Genomic DNA, 15,490 nt, shown 5'->3' on the forward strand with positions numbered 1-15,490 from the left:
AATCAGGACAGATCCAGCTTTTTTCAGGAGGAAAAAGAAAGAAGATTGGAGCGTATCGGGATCGAACCGATGACCTTCTGAATGCAAATCAGATGCTCTCCCAGCTGAGCTAACGCCCCTTTTATCAGGGATGAGTGGAAATTGTAACGGCTTGGAAGTTTGTCGGAAATCCAACAATCCACTCTTTCTAAACCGTTTGTACCTGGGCCTGATAAGACTTGAACTTATGACCCCGCGCTTATCAAGCGCGTGCTCTAACCAACTGAGCTACAGGCCCGGTAAGAGACATGATTTTTATTCGAGATTCTCTGGCAAGGGATTTTTAGGATAACAGACAGGTTTTGCATTTACGGATTTCAAGATTCCACTTAGATTTGCCGCGTGAGATTCGGAAAATCAACCTTCTTTGCCCTGCTGATCTCTTTTTTTCTTTCTCACTGCGGTTTTATCTTGTCGGACTCCGAACATTCTTTCGCGAAGAATGGGACTTTGGACTTACACAGACATTCTTTCGAAAACGGTAAGATCATTCCATTGGATGGAGAATGGGAATTTTATCGGGAAGAATTGATCGCTCCCGGTGACTTTTCAGATCCGAAATTTATATCCAAAAAAAAATTCGTAACAGTTCCTTCGGTCTGGACGGAAAGTTTTTCTAAAGATCCCGGAGCTGTAGGTCATGGTTACGCAACTTATCGACTTAAAGTAAAGTTGGGAAAAAGAAGGCAGGCACTTGCTCTTAAAATCCCCGACTTAGGAACTTCTTATATACTTTACGCGAACGGGAAGAAGATCGCAAGTGTGGGCTCTATTGGAAAGACCAAGGAAGATGCAAGAGCAAAGTATGAGCTAAAAATTTCCTTAGTCCCGGATTCCGAAGATCTGGAATTGGTGTTTCATGTTTCCAATTTTCAAAATAGGTGGGGAGGGGTCTGGAATTCTATTCAGTTGGGAGAATTGGAAAACGTTCTGGAGAATGTTCGAAAAAAACGGGACTTAGAATGGGCCTTAGTCTTGATCGCGGCTACAATGTCTTTTTATAATGTATTCTTTTATTTTTTTAGAAGGAACGAATCCGCTCACTTATTATTCGCATTTCATTGTTTTCTGATAATGGTCCGTTCTTTGACGATCGGCGATTCAAGGATAGCTTACGAGTTATTGCAAGGGATCTCATGGGAACTTCCGAATCGTTTGGAATATATTAGCGTATATGTTTCCGGTCCTACTTTATATGCATTCTTGTATCGATATTGTAAGACTGATTTTTGGAGAAGATTCGGCGTTTACTTTGTTGTCCCATATTACTTGGCATGTTTTATCGTATTATTTTTTCCGAATGCATATTACACTCTCACACTTCTCCCAATCGCGTTATACATGCCTTTTGTCACAATGCCAATTTGGTTCGTCTTGCTTGCGGTAGGCCTGAAAAGAGGAATAGAAGGTGGATTTAGTCTATTCGCGGGATATGTAGTGCTCAGTTTATGCACTTTGAATGATATCGGCTTATTTTTCGGATTTTGGAAGAGTATCTATCTCATTCAATATGGAGAAGTTGTTCTGATACTCGGTTATTCCATTTTGATCTCCAAAATTTTCTCGGAATCATTCCAGCGTTCCGATACGTTAGCAACCAAAATGAAATCTCTCGTATTTTCCACAAGAGAGATCATGCGATCATACTCGTATGATAAGGCAGCGGACACAGCATTAAGGATATTGCATAAAGTCGGTGAAGAGCAAACGATCTACGTGTATCTGGAAGAACCGAATTCTTCCGTATGGAAAAGATACTCTATCTCGTCCTCGGGAGATTTGGAAATAGTAGAGGTATATAAATACGATGTGCAGGATCTTTTGGGTTTGGACCCTTCTTCGCTTACGGGACCGATGGTCCAGAATAATAGATTGATCGTATCCGTCCAAGATGAACAGCTACATAAATTGATTTTCGATCTACCTTTTGGGAGGTATTCGGACGATTCTCAAGTGGATTGGGTACGAGGGATCGCAGATGCACTTGCGTTTTCCGTTCATAATATAGCAAGGCAAGATCGGGAAAAACTTGCTATCATCGGAGAACTTTCCGCTGAGATCGTCCATGACCTGGGACATCCGATCGCGATGATCCGTCATAATCTAAGAAATCTTGGATCTCAAAAGGGTAAATCCAAAACGGAACTTCTTTTTCAGGCGGAGAAAGAAGTGGACGCGCTCACTAATCTTACCTTAGATATATTAGATTTTTCTAAAAATAGGATCATCCTGGATCTACAGGACGTAGATATTAAAACATACTTTAAGGAAATATTCGAGGATTTGGGGACCTTCTTTCAATCCACTAAGATGAAACTTGTTTTTAAGATAAATGCAAAAGGAAATATTCGTCTAGACCCTCTTCGTATCCGCAGATTGATCTTTAATTTGGCAAAAAACGCAGCGGAGGCTACGGATGAGAAGGGGATATTTTCTATACGTATCGAAAGGGAGGAGAATGTTGTTTATCTGATCTTTGAAGATAATGGAGAAGGTTTCAGCAAGGAAATGGAAAGATATATTTTCGATTCGGGTTTAGGAAGTAAGAAACCTTATGGAACTGGACTTGGACTTTCCATAATCCGTAAGATCGTATCCGCTCACGGAGGCGAGATACTCGTTTCTTCCGAAGAAGGTAAAGGAACCAGGTTCACTATTTTACTTCGTTCTTAATTTTGGTCCAAAGACTTGAGTTGAACTAAGATCCTTGTCAATTCTACCATATTATCCACTTCCAATTTTTTGAATATGGATGCCCTATGTGCCTCGACCGTCCTCACGCTAAGTTTTAATTCTTCGGCGATTTCCCGGTTTAATTTTCCTTTGGATAAGAAATTTAGGATCTGACTTTCCCTTTTGGTAAGTTTTTTTACGATCTCAGACACTTCCCTGATGTGTCTTTCGTCATGGCTGAAGTTCGCTATCTCTCCGGGGAAGACACGACCTCTATTTAATACTTTCTTAATGGAAGCCATAATGGATTCCATAGAATCGCTTTTAAGAATATAACCGTCCGCTCCTGCCGAAATCGCTTCTTGCAGATAGGACCAATCCCTATGCATTGTGAGAAATACGATCTTCATGTCCGGAAATTTTTTGCGGATAGAGTCCAGTTCCTTGATCCCGTTCTCCTCTTGGAGCGAAACATCGCAGATAAGGAGATCCGGTCGGGCGAAACCCATCATTTTAGTGCCTTCTTTTACGGAAGAAGCCGAGCCACAATATTCGTAATCTCCGGAAGCCTTGATCTCGGATTCCAACCCGGAACGAACGATCGGATGATCGTCTATTAAGAATATTTTAGGACGGCTTCGGACGGACATTTTTTCGGATTTTAGAACATATAACGCCGATGGCAATCCTTAAAATTTTCCGAACCCGGAGAAATATTATAAAATTATGAAGGACTTCACCTTAGTTAAATTCGTAAATTGCTTCTGATTCGTTATAAGATCCGTAGCCTGGTTGAGTGCAGGTGGTTTCCGCATACCAAGGGTCGAAACCGCCAAACCCAGTTCCGCTGGTATAATAACTTCTAGTTGTAATTCCACCGTCAGTAGGATAAGTACATCTTCCGCTGCGAGTAAATGCGCCCCCATTTAAGCCGTTACAATCGTTCGAAGCGCCTACGTATGTGGTTCCGCCTCCCAAGGTGTCGTAACATCTGGCATAGTCCATTTGGTTGGAAACCGAGGTCGCCTGAATTTGACCGTTTGCGATATTGGTTCTATAACTTGCAGGAAATAATCCGCTAGTATATCGAACTTCTATAATATAGGTCCCGTTGGTTAGATTTACCTTTTTGAATTGGGCTCCTACTTTTCCGTTTTCTACGATAGTGGTTTTCGAACCGGTCGGAGTACTATAGTAGTATAAATTCAGATTTGCGCCGAAATATCCGAATATATTGAATAAAACATCTCCTGTGCTTCCTAACGTGATCCTGAGATAACTATTTTGATCGGAAGCGCTGACAAGTCTGTTGTGACTATTCGGTGCCCCAAAAGTTATATCTACGATAGGCCTATAACGTACCGTTTTTGAAAGGAATGGATTTCCGTTTTTAGTGATCACCATTGGAAGTGTGGTGTTCTCATTGATCCCGGAGACGATAGGCATTATAAATTCTAAACTTCCGTCTCCCGGAAGATTGATCCCTGTGGCAGCTTCCCCTCCTATCGTAACGGTATAATCTCCCGCAACCCCGGTGAAATTCGTTACGGCAACTGTATTGTCGGAACCCGGAAAACCTTTTTCGAATACGATATCCGCAACAGGAAGGCTATTGAGTGCGACCAAATACAATAACGGATCCGTTCCACTATTGTCTTTTTTACACCCAACCAGTCCGATCGTGTAGAATAGAAGAATATAGATCCAAGTTTTTCGATTAGGGTTCATGATTTCCTTGCCTTTTTGCTGGAAAATTATGACCTCTAAGTAAATAAATTTCTATTCGTAGAAATACTAGGTTAGGTTTGCATTTTAGGTAGAAGCCGAAAAGTTTACTCGGATCTTTGAGAGGGTCACTCAGAAGGCCCAGGAAAAAAATCGCAGACTTGGTCTTCCAAATGTGTATTCTAAAAATGGTGAATTATACTTTCGTTTGCCGGACGTAAGGATCGTGTCGGAAAGACCTAAACCGGATAACCTGGTAAACCTTACCTTTGGGAAAATACTCCGTCACTTAAAGGTAATATAAAAAATCGAATAATCGATTTTTAACCCTTATTCCGCTTAAAGCTGATCCCTTTATTTCCTAAAACGGTAAGCCAGAAGTCAGAATCTCTGATGATAAAGTGATACGTTAAGAATGTGATGGCGTATACCAAGAGAATATGAAGTGAAAATTTGATCCAAATGGAAAGGCCGGTGCTTACCACTAAAAATCCGATCCCAAGAGAGATCGGATGGTGGATCAAATACACAGGCAAACTGGATTCTCTCAAATAAGAATTAAGTTTGCCCGCTTTATTGAAGAATAACTGAAAAAGTCGGATAAAAAACGCGATCCAGATCCATCCGCCTAAACATTTTAGAAAAATGTGAAGTATTCTCATCCCGAATCCGGCATATCCGAAATAAGACCAAAAAGGATCTATTGTGCTGACCCAATAAAATAATCCGAAAAATGAAAAAGCTAAAAATCCAAGTAAAACGATCTCAAAATGATTTGTTTTTCCCTTTAAGATGGTACTTTCTTTTCCGATCAAAAAGCTACCGAATAGGAAAAAGCTGAAATCGTAAACGAATTGGACCGGCTCTATATTCAGATATTTTTCGTCCTTTAGGAAAAAATAATTAATGCTGCAAGTCCAGATAGTGCACCATATCCCCGCGATCAATAATGTTTCCCATTTTACACTAGGTCTTTTTTCCGGCTCTTCTTCTCCGTATCTGGAAGGGGGGAGTATAAAGGTCCCGATCCTATGAATAACGGGACGTATCCCCAAATATAGGAATGTGTAGAATGCCAGATATAATATAAACCAAAGGTGGGAAGGGGCCGGATTTTTGAGCAGGAATTCTTCCCATAAAAACTTGAAATAATTTTCTTGGTAACCTTCTTGTAATGCGTTCACATAATATTGCATCGGTGCGAATAATATGATCCCTGGGATCAACGGAAGAATGATACGTAACGCTCTTAATTTTAGGAATTCTTTTAATGTTTTGGAAAGATAGATCCTTTCCGTAAAATATCCTGAAAGTACAAAGAACATGGGCATTCTGAAAAGATGTACCCATTCTCCGAACACATCGAACGCGATCGATCTATCATTATTTCTTAACGGATATATGATAATAGCGGCATATACGATCGCCACATGAAATGCTAATCCTAATAATAAGGCAAACGATCTGAGATTGTCTAAATAATCCAGCCTGCCTTGTTTTGCCGGTGAGCTTTGTTCAACCAAGAATTACTGGTCCAATGTATATTTGAAAAACGTTTCCCGTATCAATATATGGCTGGGATCGTTTTTAGGTTGTTCGATCAACTTATCTTTTACCAAAAGATTGATCGCGGATACTAGATCCGCATGTTCCAGTCCTACTCTTAAGATGGCCCATTTCATAAACGCAGCCAAATGAACCTTGTATTGTCCTTCTTCTTGTTCTCCTCTTGTTTGTGCGAAAGTGATCAATGCGGAAGTTACGATGTTCTTTCTGTCTCCCTTTAAAAGACTGGCTATCGTTTGGTTGGTCTCTCTTAATCTGGAAGAAAGCATTTTTACCATTTTTAAGGAGAAAGACGGATTGGTCTGAATTAGGTTATAGAACACACTTTCGGTGATCGCGAATAATAATACGTCGGTTTTTGCGATAGCTCTTGCGCTTCTTGGTTTACGGTCCACGAGCGCCATCTCTCCGAACATATCCCCTTCTTTCAGTTCTATAAGAAGTTTGAACGCTTCTTTTACTTTTTTATGGATCCCTACTTTTCCGGAAAGGATCAGATACATTTGATCTGCAGGTTCGTTCTCATCGAAAATTACGGCGGATTCCTTAAAGCGGAGGCCGTGTTTATTTACCATATCTTCGGAGATCTTCATGCCAAAACGGACCGGGAAAGATTTTAGTCCTCATGTACGATATCGGCGATTGGTTGGGAGCCGCAATCAATTATTCTGGTAGGAAGGCGAGAACCTTAGAATTTTACGTTGACTGTCCGACCTTCGCAAGTAGCGTCTCATTCGTTTTCCCTAAGGAGGGAATCGTGAACACGAAAAAAATCCTCCTGCTCTCCGCAGCGTTCATTATCATCTTTATAATAGGTTTTGCACTCAAACCTTCTCCAATCCAACCCATCGCCTACCAACCGCCTATCGATACCGGTTTGATCGGAGCCTTCCAGGAAAACAATACATTAGAATCCGCAGAATTGATCGCACTCGGAAAGATACATGGTCCGGAAGATATCGAACCGGATGAAGACGGCAATACCTACTCTGCAAGTGAAGACGGGAAAGTGTATCTCATTTCCAAAGACGGAGAAATGAAGGCGCACGCATTCACCGGTGGGCGACCTCTTGGAATGAAATTATTAGGAGACGGTTCCATCATAGTTGCGGATGCGATTAAAGGTCTTTTGAAGATCGGTAAGGATGGAAAAGTAGAAGTACTCAGCACGGAATCGGAAGGTGTACCTTTCAAATTCACGGACGATTTGGACGTTGCTAAGGACGGCACGATCTATTTTTCGGATGCGAGCGATAAATACGGCTCCGCAGAATATTTATATGATCTAATGGAGTCTGTTCCTCACGGTCGTTTGTTAAAATACGATCCTCGTACAAAAAAGACCACAACTCTCATGAAAGATCTTTTTTTCCCAAACGGAGTGGCTCTTTCCAAAAACGAGGATTTCCTAGTATTAAACGAAACATATAAGTATAGAATTCATAGATATTGGATCAAAGGGCCGAAAGCCGGAACAAGCGAGATCTGGGCGGAGAATCTTCCCGGTTTTCCGGATAATATTTCTTCGGATAGAAAGGGTCACTTCTACTTAGCGTTATTCACCGTTCGCAACAGTATGGTGGATAAGATCCTGCATCCACGCCCCTGGGCAAAATCGATCGTGGCTAAACTCCCTAAATTCCTATGGCCCAAACCGCAACCGTACGGTTTTGCAGTGATTCTGGACGAAAACGGTGTCGTAGAGGCCAGTTTCCAGGAGCCAAAGGGAAAACATCTGAAAGAGATTACTTCGGTAAAAAGAAAAGGGGAGTATATCTATTTAGGAAGTCTTCATAACGACAGGATAGGCAAATTTAAGCTGCCTCCTGAATTAATAAAAGAATAAATAAGGAAAATTGAATATATCATGGATTTATCCATACCAAAGGAAGTCGAAGAAATCAGGGCAAAAGCCAAGGCATTCGTGGAAGAAGTCGCCATTCCTGCCGAGGATCATTACGATTACGATCATGGCAGAATGCCCGAACCGATCGTTCAAAAAGGACGAGAAGAAGCCAAAAAAAGAGGATTATGGACCGCCCATCTTCCCAAGTCGGAAGGTGGTTTAGGTCTGGATCTAGTCGGCACAGCACTCGTATTCAGCGAGCTGGGACGTTCTCCGATCGCTCCTTATCTTTGTAATTGTGATGCTCCCGACGAAGGAAATATGCACCTTCTTCACTTGGCAGCTAACGCGGAACAAAAGAAGAAGTATTACCATCCGCTTGTAGAAGGAAAGATCCGCTCCGGATTCGCAATGACGGAACCTCCTCCGGGTGCAGGTTCGGATCCAACTTCTCTTTTGACTAACGCGGAGAAGGATGGGGATTATTATATCCTGAACGGTCATAAATGGTACTGCACGGGTGCAAACGGTGCTTCTTTTTTGATCGTGATGTCCAAGGTAAACGATAGTTTTAGACGCACTACCATGTTCCTAGTACCGACGGATGCTCCCGGATACACGATGGTGCAGGAGATCGGAGTTTTAGGTTCGCATGGTCCGGGTGGACATTGTGAGTTAAAATTCGAAAACGTAAAAGTACATGAATCCCAAGTATTAGGAAAAATTGGAGAAGGTTTTCGTCTTTCCCAAGAAAGATTGGGACCTGCAAGGCTTACTCATTGTATGAGATGGATCGGTCTTGCCAGAAGATCGATGGAGATCGCAAGAGAATATGCGATCAAAAGAGAATTGTTCGGAGGAAAATTATCCGATCACCAAGGGATCCAATGGATGTTTGCGGAATCCGCTTTGGAAATAGAGTCGGGTTTTCTACTTACATTAAAAGCGGCGGACATTCTTCGAAAAAACGGGGACGCTAGACAAGCAGTCTCTTTGGCTAAATGGCAGGTGAGCGAGACATTGAACAAATGTATAGATAGAGCCATTCAGATCTGCGGTTCTCACGGTTTTAGCCGTTATCTTAAATTAGAATTATTTTATAGAGATGCGAGAGCCGCAAGGATTGCCGACGGTCCTACCGAAACCCATAAGATGGTGATCGGCAGGAATTTAATGTCCGGAAAGGAGAACTTCTAATCGTGAAAGATTCCGAATTGAAGGAAAGGCTGGAATCATATTTAGGAAAAAGGCTTCAAGGAACAGTAGAGATCGCTAATATGGTTTCCCTTTCTGGAGGAGCCTGCCAGGAAAATTTTTCCGCAGACATTAAGGTAAATGGCGGCCCTGAGTCCGGCCAATACCAAACGGTTTACCGAACCGACAAGGGGGCTTCTTTACTTGCTTCCTTGTCCAGAATAAACGAATTCAAGGTTTGTAGAATGGCATTTGAGGCAGGAGTCAAAACTCCTGAACCGTTTTGGTTGGAATCAGATCAGTCCGTCACCGGCAATCCATTCTACTTTATGAAAAGGATCCAAGGGAAGGCCACCGGAAGATTCGTAGTAAAAGATCCAAGTTTAAATAAGGTCCGTAAACGGATCACTCAGGAACTTGCTGAAAATCTTGCGCGTATCCATTCGGTTACTCCCGAAAAATGTAAGGACGAAAAACTCAAAGAAGTTTTGAATCTAGGACAACATGTAGGCGGTAAAACAATCGCCCAAGGTTCCGTCCAAGCTTTACGTTCCCAATTGGAATCCATGGACGGAGCTTATCCTGCCATGGAAATCATCTTGAATTGGTTAGAGAAGAATGCTCCGGAAAGTGATGCTGTGGTTCTGATCCACGGAGATTTTAGAACCGGAAACTTCATGGTGAATTCGGAGGGTCTGCAAGGAATTGTGGATTGGGAATTTGCGCATTGGGGAGATCGTCACGAGGATCTGACTTGGTTATGTATGAGGGATTGGAGATTCGGAAAACTGAATAAGGAAGCGGGCGGTTTTGCGGATCGTTCCGAGTTTTACGAGATCTATGAGAAGGCTTCCGGAGTAAAACTGGATCCGATTAAGATCAGATATTGGGAAGTAATGGGAAATCTTCGTTGGGCTATCGGTTGTATCGGTCAGGCGGAACGTCACCTTTCCGGAAAGGATAAAGGAATAGAGCTTGCGTCCATAGGAAGAAGGGCCTGTGAAATGGAATACGAGGCCATGAGACTCGTAGAAGAGTCCATAAAATAAGGAAATCATTATGCAGGATAAACCAAGCGCCACGGAATTATTGGAAGCAATCCAGGATTTTCTAATGAAGGAAGTTTTACCGGAGTTTAGGGATAAGGACCTTCTCGCATATAAAACATTAGTAAGTTGGAATATGCTTGGAGTGATCTCGCGGGAAATACGTTCGGGAGAAGAGTCCTTGGACAAAGAACTCTCTAGGCTCGCTTCCTTGCTGGGTAAAAAATCGGAGTTTCCTAAAACGTGGAATGAGAAAAAAAATCTGACTTCTTCTTGGAACGAAGAGCTGCGGGATATTATTCGAAAGGAAAAAAAATCATTGGAAGATACGGAATACTGGAAACATATAAAAGAGTCCGTGATCGAAAAAGTAGAGATCGTAAATCCAAGATTCACCACGGAATCCTAAATATGTCCGTAATATATCTGATTCGCCATGGACAGGCGAATTCCACAGGAGAAGATTACGATCTGTTGACCGATAAGGGAAAGGAACAAGCCTTTGCCCTAGGAAAGTATATGGCTTCCAATGGAGATTTTCCCGATAAGATCGTTTCCGGAACAATGAGAAGGCATAAAGAAACAGCGGAGTTCTTTATGAAGGGAGTTTCTTCTTTACACTCCGATCTAAAATCGGGATCCGATTTTCATTCTTTCGATCCGAATTGGAATGAATTCCCTCCCGAGTTGTGGAAAAAATATGCGGAACATCTATCCGGGATCAGGCCTGAATTCCAAAGATCCTTATTACAGTTTTCTAAAGTTCGATTGAAGGGCGGAATTCGATCGGCCGCATTATTTTTCAAACTAACCGAGGAGATATTATCCGTTTGGCGAACGGGAGAATTCACTCCTCCCGGCATTGAAACGTTTGCAAACTTTCAATCCAGAGTGGATCTGGCCTGCGATACATATTTTCAACCTTCCGATGCGGAGAGGCTTTTTATTTTTACTTCAGGTACACCTATCTCTTTAACCTTAAAGAGGATACTCAAACAAGATGAGGACGTTTTTACCTGGATGCCTTGGATCTGGAATAGCTCCGTCAGTATGTTTCGTTGGGTAAGAGGAAGATATATTCCGGTAAGCTTAAATTTCCTTCCTCATATTCCGGATAAAAGTTCAAGGACGCTATACTAAATCTAAACTTGTTCTAAAGCCGAGGGCCTTATCTTAATGCGCTTCTAGGATCTTCAACAACGGAGATATCATAAGATCGGAAGACTTTTGGAAATAAAAAAGTGTGGACTTCGATATTCGAAGGTGTAGGATTTTGCCCCGCTAGTCCGCATGAATTCTTTGGTATCCACACTAGAAATTCGTTCCTCAAAGGATAGAAATTTAGGGTTTCTCTCCATATACCTAGGATCTGCATTCGTTTTAATCCTGTTTGTTCTTATATATTTCACGGATGAAACGGAATTATTACGGATTTACGATAATATACATTGGACATCGTCTATCGCGATCGCTACGATCACTGCTTGGTTCGGTTACAAGTCTGCGGAAGGAAAAACCAAAAGATTCAGATTCTGGTTTTTCTTGGGGCTGCTTTCTTATTTTTTCGGGCAGGTGGTTTGGGATATCCAAGCGATCTCTAAGTTTTACAGTTTTCCTGCGCCTAGCGACCTGTTTTATCCTTGGATAGGACCGTTCTTTGCCATAGGTTTTGCTCAATTTCTAAAAGATAGAGTTCCACCTAATAGAATGAAGGTGGCCGTAATGGATGCCTTGGGACTTGCGATCGCGGTCCTTGCGGTTACCTTAGTATTATATCTTTCTAAAAAAGAAGATAGGCCTTGGTTCCAGTTATTGACCTTGTCGGTTTATCCTGTGTTCACACTTTCCGCGGCTTGTATCGGTGTGCTGATGAAACCTTCCTTACGTTTAAAGGCTGACTTTTCCTTTTTATGTTTGGTGTTTGGGCTCGCTGGAATGGGAATTAGCTGGTTACAATGGAATTCCATTTTTCTGATCGAAGTTCCGGAAGACGGTACTTTAACGAACGCGGGATTTTCCGCCAGTCTCTTATTATTAGGATACGGATCCTTGACTTGGGTCCCTAGTTCTTCCGGGGAAGGTGAAAAAGAAGCCGGAACAGAAAGTGGACTTTTACGGATCCTTCCGTTATTGGAGGTAGTAGTTTGTTCAGCCGCAATCGTCCTTTCCTTAACACTGCCTGGTCTGCCTGAGATTATCCGATTGGTCATTTGGTTTTGTGCCGGCGTCATGGTAGTGATTGCGAGTCTTAGGCAAAGTTTACTAGTGACGGATCTGGCGAATGCCGAGTTTGTGATCCGGAACGCAAACAAAGAATTGGAGAACACTGTTGCGGAAAGAACGGAAGAATTAAGATCTACTAATACATATTTGGTTGCTGCGAACGATAAACTCAGGACCGCCATGGACGAACTCAAAAAAACCCAAGAGAATCTGGTCCGATCGGAAAAGATGGCCGTTTTGGGAAGATTGATGGCAGGTATTGCTCACGAATTGAATACTCCGTTAGGCGCAATTCGCTCTTCCACGGAAGGGATCCGTTCTATCCTGAGCGAACCTTGGGAAAAACTTTTAAAGGATTATTCCAGCTTTAATAAGGAAGAAAGGGAATTTTGGGGGATCTTATTCAAGAAGGGAGGAACTGTTAATTCGGATTTCGACTCCAAGGAAGAAAGAACCAAAAGGAAAAGATCGGAAGTTATACTAAGAGAATTCGGAATAGAAAACTCCTTAGTAATGGCGGATGCCTTAACCGATTTGGGGATTTCTCCAGAGCAGGTATCGGAATTGGCGGAGAAGATCCCAAAAGGAGAAAGAGGATGGATGATCGTCAATAATGCCTCGGCTCTTTCCAGTATTTCCAGATCCAGTCAACTGATCCTCGATGCCTCTATCAAAGCGTCCAGGGTGATCCAGGCTTTAAAAAGTTATGCATCCGGAGAAGGTGATTGGAAACCTCACTCGGAGTCCGTTTCTCCAAAAGAGCAGATAGAGAACATTATTACATTATATTATTCTAAAATGAAAAACAAAGTGATTGTGGATATTAATATACCGGAAACCGCAAGAGTACTCGGAGATCCGGAAAGATTATACTTGATCTGGACTAATTTGATCACAAATGCTTTACACGCCATGAATTATTCCGGAAGGATATTTTTGGATGCGGAACAAAAAGGAGGGTTCTGGGAAATTTCTGTCCAAGACACCGGCAGCGGAGTTCCCATAGAGATCAGAGACCGGATCTTCGATCCGTTCTTCACTACCAAGTCTCCCGGAGAAGGTACGGGGCTCGGACTAGATATATGCAAAAATGTAGCGGAAGAACATGGTGGGTCTATTCGATTCGTCAGTTCTGAAGAAGGTACAACATTCTACGTTACCCTCCCTGTTGCGCCGTAATTATTAGGTTGATTTGAAAATTCGACCTTACAGAGTTGTGCGAGCTTCCATTTTTCAATATCCTTATGAACGGACCGAAGAGTGAAAACGTATATCGTGATATATTCGAACAATCTCCTATCGGACTCATGATCTTCGACAGGCAGGGGAGAATAATAGAAGCAAACAATTCTTCTTTGAATTTTTTAAGGGCCGAAAGAAATAAGATCATCGGACTTTCTTATTCCAATCTTAAAGACAAAACAGTTTCCACATTGATCGGCAAGGGGCTACAAGGAGAAGCTTCCGACTACGAAGGGCCTTATAACACTACGATCAGCGGAATGTTGCTACAAGTACGTATCAGAGTAAATCCACTTTTTGACGATTCGGGTATTTTTGGTGCCTCTTTGATCTTCGAGGATCTGACGGAAAGAAAAAAGACGGAGGAAAAATTAGCCGTAACACTCTCGGATATTCGTATCGCCCAAAAAGCATTGGAAGAGCAGGAGTTCAAATTTAAGGCATTATTCGAATGCGCAGGAGAGGCAATCTTTCTCATGGACGATCGGGTTTTTTTGGAATGTAATCCTAAAACGGAAGAGATGTTCGGATGTAAAAGAGAAGATATAATAGGTGCTTCACCTGTGGATTTTTCTCCGGAGTTCCAGCCGGATGGAGCAACTTCCTCTCAAAAGGCGTTTCAAAAGATACAAGCGGCTCTTGCCGGAAAACCCCAGACTTTCGATTGGTTACATTGTAAAAAAGATAGAACTAATTTTGATGCGGAGGTAACGCTCACTTCCGTTACTCTGAACGGAAAGGCTTTATTACAAGCGATCGTAAGGGATATTTCGGAGAGAAAAAGAGCCGAAGAAGAGATCCGAAAGTTGAACGAAGATCTGGAACAAAAAGTTGTTCTCAGAACTGAAGAGCTAAAGGCAATCAATACTTATTTAGAAAATACGAATAGAGACCTGCTATTAGCATTGGAAGAATTAAAATCCACTCAGGCGCAACTGATCCAATCCGAAAAGATGGCTGTGCTCGGACAATTAATCGCAGGGATCGCTCATGAAGTAAATACACCTTTAGGTGCGATCATTTCTTCCAACGAAGGGATCCAAAGTGTGTTTCGCCAGGATTGGGAAAAATTGCTCTGCGAATTTGCGGAATTGGATCCGCAAGAAAGAGAAACTTGGAAGAAAATTTTTACGAAAGGAAGTATTTTTCCGGACTTTTATGATTCCTCGGAAGAAAGAAAAAATAGAAAGATCATCCGGGAAACGTTACAAAATCTTGGATTTCCTTCTTCCGAGTTCTTGTCGGAAAATCTGGCTGAATTGAGTATAAATGTGGAAGATATCCCCGATATGGTCAAAGGGATCCAAAAAGAAAAACTTCCGACTTTAGTTTCGAATGCTTACAATCTTTCCGGTATTTTGAGATACAGCAATGTAGTTAGAGAGGCCGCGTCCAAGGCAGCCCGAGTGATCCGTGCGTTAAAGACATACGTATACCAGGATCATGCTGGATTTAGTCTGATCGACATTCGGGAACAGATAGATCTGGTCTTAACATTATATTATAATAAAGTAAAACAAGGAGTGGAAATCCGAAGGAATTTTGCGGAGAATTCCCTTGTGAAAGGGCAAGCTGATCAATTGACCCAGGTTTGGGCTAATTTGATTAATAACGCTTTCCAGGCTATTTCTTTCGAAGGTAGCTTGGATCTTGAATCTTATATCGAAGATGATTTTTTAATCGTTTCCGTCACGGACGATGGTCCCGGTGTTCCGAAAGAGATCCAAGATAAAATTTTCGAACCATTCTTCACCACAAAAGAAAAAGGGGAGGGAAGCGGTTTGGGCCTGGATATTTGCAGAAAGATCGTAGAGAAACATCAAGGAAAAATAGATTTTGATTCCGTGCCGGGAAGGACTACATTCAGGGTCTATCTACCATTAGCGGAAAAAGTCCCGATTTAGTCGGAATCCTCGTCCGAAATTATAGAAAAACA

Annotated in this window: 12 protein-coding genes and 2 tRNA genes; 8 read left to right on the forward strand and 6 right to left on the reverse strand. The window is 42.0% G+C overall.

The annotated features are described in order from the left end of the window. Nucleotides 1-46 precede the first annotated feature (46 nt). A tRNA-Ala gene (locus AB3N61_RS03700) sits at nucleotides 47-119 on the reverse strand. Nucleotides 120-203: 84 nt separating this feature from the next. Then, a tRNA-Ile gene (locus tag AB3N61_RS03705) sits at nucleotides 204-277 on the reverse strand. A gap of 173 nt (nucleotides 278-450) precedes the next feature. On the opposite strand from AB3N61_RS03705, the gene AB3N61_RS03710 reads away from it, so the two are divergent. Beyond that, nucleotides 451-2,712 carry a sensor histidine kinase gene (locus AB3N61_RS03710; protein ID WP_367898513.1) on the forward strand — a complete coding sequence of 754 codons (2,262 nt, stop codon included), beginning with the start codon at nucleotides 451-453 and terminating at the stop codon, nucleotides 2,710-2,712. On the opposite strand, the gene AB3N61_RS03715 is transcribed toward AB3N61_RS03710, so the two are convergent. From AB3N61_RS03715 to AB3N61_RS03730, 4 genes are all read right to left on the reverse strand, one after another. Further along, nucleotides 2,709-3,362, reverse strand: a complete 654-nt coding sequence (locus tag AB3N61_RS03715) for a response regulator (RefSeq protein WP_306819251.1) — start codon at nucleotides 3,360-3,362, stop codon at nucleotides 2,709-2,711. The two genes, AB3N61_RS03710 and AB3N61_RS03715, sit on opposite strands and share 4 nt — an antisense overlap. A gap of 91 nt (nucleotides 3,363-3,453) precedes the next feature. After that, entirely contained in the window at nucleotides 3,454-4,440 is a 987-nt protein-coding gene (locus tag AB3N61_RS03720; RefSeq protein WP_020771235.1) for a hypothetical protein, read from the reverse strand. 320 nt (nucleotides 4,441-4,760) lie between these two features. Continuing rightward, nucleotides 4,761-5,960, reverse strand: coding sequence for an acyltransferase family protein (locus tag AB3N61_RS03725; RefSeq protein ID WP_367898514.1), 1,200 nt, complete (start codon nucleotides 5,958-5,960; stop codon nucleotides 4,761-4,763). 3 nt (nucleotides 5,961-5,963) lie between these two features. Beyond that, a complete protein-coding gene (locus AB3N61_RS03730) occupies nucleotides 5,964-6,596 on the reverse strand; it encodes a Crp/Fnr family transcriptional regulator (RefSeq protein WP_020771226.1) in 633 nt (210 codons plus the stop codon). Between the two features lie 32 nt (nucleotides 6,597-6,628). Here AB3N61_RS03730 and AB3N61_RS03735 point away from each other — a divergent pair, with 32 nt between their 5' ends. The 7 genes from AB3N61_RS03735 to AB3N61_RS03765 all read left to right on the forward strand — a co-directional run bounded on the left by AB3N61_RS03735 (nucleotide 6,629) and on the right by AB3N61_RS03765 (nucleotide 15,458). Next, nucleotides 6,629-7,849 (forward strand): SMP-30/gluconolactonase/LRE family protein, encoded by a 1,221-nt coding sequence (locus AB3N61_RS03735; RefSeq protein WP_367898515.1) that lies wholly within the window; start codon nucleotides 6,629-6,631, stop codon nucleotides 7,847-7,849. Between the two features lie 21 nt (nucleotides 7,850-7,870). Beyond that, nucleotides 7,871-9,046: an acyl-CoA dehydrogenase family protein gene (locus tag AB3N61_RS03740; protein ID WP_367898516.1), complete on the forward strand. Its 1,176-nt coding sequence runs from the start codon at nucleotides 7,871-7,873 to the stop codon at nucleotides 9,044-9,046. Nucleotides 9,047-9,048: 2 nt separating this feature from the next. After that, nucleotides 9,049-10,092 carry a phosphotransferase family protein gene (locus tag AB3N61_RS03745; protein ID WP_367898517.1) on the forward strand — a complete coding sequence of 348 codons (1,044 nt, stop codon included), beginning with the start codon at nucleotides 9,049-9,051 and terminating at the stop codon, nucleotides 10,090-10,092. Between the two features lie 10 nt (nucleotides 10,093-10,102). Further along, a complete protein-coding gene (locus AB3N61_RS03750; RefSeq protein ID WP_020771129.1) occupies nucleotides 10,103-10,498 on the forward strand; it encodes a DUF6285 domain-containing protein in 396 nt (131 codons plus the stop codon). Between the two features lie 2 nt (nucleotides 10,499-10,500). Beyond that, nucleotides 10,501-11,229 (forward strand): histidine phosphatase family protein, encoded by a 729-nt coding sequence (locus AB3N61_RS03755; RefSeq protein ID WP_367898518.1) that lies wholly within the window; start codon nucleotides 10,501-10,503, stop codon nucleotides 11,227-11,229. Nucleotides 11,230-11,379: 150 nt separating this feature from the next. After that, nucleotides 11,380-13,491, forward strand: a complete 2,112-nt coding sequence (locus tag AB3N61_RS03760; protein ID WP_020771246.1) for an ATP-binding protein — start codon at nucleotides 11,380-11,382, stop codon at nucleotides 13,489-13,491. Nucleotides 13,492-13,556: 65 nt separating this feature from the next. After that, nucleotides 13,557-15,458 carry a PAS domain S-box protein gene (locus AB3N61_RS03765; protein ID WP_367898519.1) on the forward strand — a complete coding sequence of 634 codons (1,902 nt, stop codon included), beginning with the start codon at nucleotides 13,557-13,559 and terminating at the stop codon, nucleotides 15,456-15,458. The last annotated feature ends 32 nt before the right edge of the window (nucleotides 15,459-15,490 follow it).

Origin of the sequence: Leptospira sp. WS58.C1 (assembly GCF_040833995.1) — a bacterium.
GTDB classification, from domain to species: Bacteria; Spirochaetota; Leptospiria; order Leptospirales; family Leptospiraceae; genus Leptospira_B; species Leptospira_B cinconiae.

Bases quoted from the DNA above. Each gene is read 5' to 3' on its own strand.
- AB3N61_RS03735 (WP_367898515.1), top strand. From the start codon at position 6,629: ATGTACGATATCGGCGATTGGTTGGGAGCCGCAATCAATTATTCTGGT.
- AB3N61_RS03740 (WP_367898516.1), top strand. From the start codon at position 7,871: ATGGATTTATCCATACCAAAGGAAGTCGAAGAAATCAGGGCAAAAGCC.
- AB3N61_RS03755 (WP_367898518.1), top strand. From the start codon at position 10,501: ATGTCCGTAATATATCTGATTCGCCATGGACAGGCGAATTCCACAGGA.
- AB3N61_RS03760 (WP_020771246.1), top strand. From the start codon at position 11,380: ATGAATTCTTTGGTATCCACACTAGAAATTCGTTCCTCAAAGGATAGA.
- AB3N61_RS03765 (WP_367898519.1), top strand. From the start codon at position 13,557: ATGAACGGACCGAAGAGTGAAAACGTATATCGTGATATATTCGAACAA.
- AB3N61_RS03720 (WP_020771235.1), bottom strand. From the start codon at position 4,440: ATGAACCCTAATCGAAAAACTTGGATCTATATTCTTCTATTCTACACG.
- AB3N61_RS03715 (WP_306819251.1), bottom strand. From the start codon at position 3,362: ATGTCCGTCCGAAGCCGTCCTAAAATATTCTTAATAGACGATCATCCG.
- AB3N61_RS03750 (WP_020771129.1), top strand. From the start codon at position 10,103: ATGCAGGATAAACCAAGCGCCACGGAATTATTGGAAGCAATCCAGGAT.
- AB3N61_RS03730 (WP_020771226.1), bottom strand. From the start codon at position 6,596: ATGAAGATCTCCGAAGATATGGTAAATAAACACGGCCTCCGCTTTAAG.